The sequence below is a fragment of the Micromonospora sp. BL1 genome (genome assembly GCF_003667485.1).
Classification (GTDB): domain Bacteria; phylum Actinomycetota; class Actinomycetes; order Mycobacteriales; family Micromonosporaceae; genus Micromonospora; species Micromonospora tulbaghiae.
The window spans coordinates 1-2421 of the sequence record NZ_RCVK01000065.1 but is presented as its reverse complement, the minus strand read 5'-3'; the positions used below and the strand labels follow the sequence as shown (position 1 = coordinate 2421).

Genomic DNA, 2421 nt, shown 5'->3' with positions numbered 1-2421 from the left:
CGGGCGGGCGAACTAAGGTACGGGCATGTCCGTTGACGGGTGGCACACCCTCCTGGTGCTCGGCGGTATCCGCTCCGGCAAGTCCGAGTTCGCCGAGTCACTGGTCGCCGACGCGCCCACGGTCCGGTACGTGGCCACCGCCCCGGCCGGCGACCCGGAGGACACCGAGTGGGCGACCCGCCTCGCGGCGCACCGCGCCCGGCGGCCGGGGAGCTGGACCACCGAGGAGACCGCGGCGAACCCGGGCCGGCTGGTCGAGGTCATCGCCGCCGCCGGCCCGAACGAGACGCTGCTCGTGGACGACCTGGGCGGCTGGGTGACGGTGCTGCTCGACCCGGCCCACCAGCCGGCCGACGACACCGCGACGATCGCCGAGCTGGCCGCGGCGGTGCGCTCCAGCACGGCCCGGCTGGTGCTGGTCAGCCCCGAGGTGGGCCTGTCCCTGGTGCCCACCACGCCGCTGGGCCGGGCGTTCACCGACGCGCTCGGCGCGACCAACCGCGCGGTCGCCGACGCCTGCGACGCGGTCGCGCTCGTGGTGGCCGGTCAGACCGCGTGGCTCAAGCCGACCACTCCGGCCCCCGCGCACGCCGTGCCGCCGGCCGCCACGTCGCCCGAGGCCGTACCGAGCCGCGCCGCGACGCCCCGGACCGCCGCGCACCAGGCCGCACCGGCCCAGGCCGTGCCGGCCGACCTCGGCGCCGGGGACGTGACGCTGCCCGAGGTGCTCACGCCGGCCGCCGCCCCGGTGCCCGCCCGGGCCGCGTCCGACGAGCCCGGTACGGGCGACTGGGCCGCACCCACGATGGCGCTGCCGATGATCGCCACCGGTCTGGTGATCCAGCCGGGCATGGAACTGCCGATGCCCGACGACTACACCGGGCCGCAGGCCGTCGACCGGCTCGCCACCCTCGACATCCCCGGCGCCGGTCTCGGCGTGCTGGAGCAGGTGGTCGGCTTCGCCGCCGCCACCCAGGGCACCTCGACGCCGCGTCCGTGGGACGCGGTGCGCGTACTGCTGATCCAGGGCGACCACGAGGGCGGCGCGTCGGCCGGCGCGCCGCCCGGCGAGTCGTCCCGCCGCGCCCGGCAGGCCCGCGCCGGCCGGGGTGCGCTGGCCCGGCTCGCCGCCGAGAACCGGGCCGGCCTCCAGATCGTCGAGGCGCCCGCCTCGGCACCGATGGAGGAGCGCCCGGCCCTGTCCGCCGACGAGGTCGAGGCGGCGCTGCGCTACGGCTGGCGGCTCGCCGAGCAGGCCGCCGACGCGGGGGTGCAGCTGCTGGTGCTCGCCGGGTGCGGTGCGGGTGCCGAGGCGGCCGCCGCCGCGGTGCTCGCGGCCACCGCGGGCGCGGAACCGCCGACGGTGCTCGGCCGGGTGGTCACCGAGCAGGGCGAGATCGACGACGCCGCCTGGATGGTCCGCTGCGCGGCGGTGCGGGACGCGCTGCACCGCACCCGGCGCTCCGCCCGGGAGGCCAAGGACGTCCTGGCCGAGCTGGGCGGCGGCGACATCGCGCTGGCCACCGGCGTCCTGCTGGGCGCCACCGCTCGCAAGGTGCCGGTGCTGCTGGACGGGCCGGTCGGCACCGCCGCCGCCATGGTCAGCCGCGACCTGGCCGGCCAGGCCCGGCACTGGTGCCTGCTGCCCGACCACGGCGGCCGTCCGGGCGTACGGCTCGCCGCCGACGTGCTCGGGCTGACCCCGCTGGTGGACCTGCGGCTCGACCTGGGCGAGGGGGCGACCGCGCTGGCCGCGCTGCCGCTGCTGCGCTCCGCGCTGACGCTCGCCGCCACGCTGCCGGTGCACCCGTCGCTGGGCGGCCCCGACGACGAGGGCGACACCGGCGAGCGCACCGGCACCGGCGACCGCATCGGCGGCGACGCCGGCCGGGCCGAGGACGAACCGGACTTCGCCGAGCCGGAGCCGGCCGGCCCGGGACCGACCACCGTCGGGGCCGACGAGCCGGTCCTCCCCGGCCGACGTGCCGACTGAGGCGCGGCTCGCCGACGGCATCCGGCTGGCGCTCACCACGTTCACCACCCTCCCGGTACGCGCCGGCCAGGTCGACCGGGCCGCCGCCGGCACCGCGATGGCGCTCGCCCCGCTGGTCGGCGCGCTGCTCGGCGCCGTACTCGGCGGGGTGCTGCTGCTCACCGCCGCGCTCGCGCCACCGTTGGTCGCCGCGGTGGTCACCGTGGGGCTGGGCGCGCTGCTCACCCGGGGCCTGCACCTGGACGGGCTGGCCGACACCGTGGACGCGCTCGGCTCCTACCGGCGCGGACCGGCCGCGCTGGAGATCATGAAGCAGCCGGACGTCGGCCCGTTCGGGGTGGTCGCGCTCGTGGTCGTACTCCTGCTCCAGAGCGCGGTGCTCGCGGAGCTGGCCGGCCGGGACGCCCTCGCCGCGTTCGCCGCGCCGG

2 protein-coding genes are annotated in these 2421 nt (G+C 78.8%); both read left to right on the top strand.

The features are described from left to right. Window positions 1-25 precede the first annotated feature (25 nt). Entirely contained in the window at window positions 26-1993 is a 1968-nt protein-coding gene (locus EAD96_RS00380) for a bifunctional adenosylcobinamide kinase/adenosylcobinamide-phosphate guanylyltransferase (RefSeq protein ID WP_121682871.1), read from the top strand. Next, window positions 1983-2421: adenosylcobinamide-GDP ribazoletransferase (locus tag EAD96_RS00375; RefSeq protein ID WP_147457810.1), on the top strand; the 439-nt coding region annotated here is incomplete at its 3' end. The genes EAD96_RS00380 and EAD96_RS00375, both read left to right, overlap by 11 nt.

What these genes read in the sequence shown, in the direction of transcription:
- EAD96_RS00380 (WP_121682871.1), top strand. Translation starts at nt 26, where the DNA reads ATGTCCGTTGACGGGTGGCACACCCTCCTGGTGCTCGGCGGTATCCGC.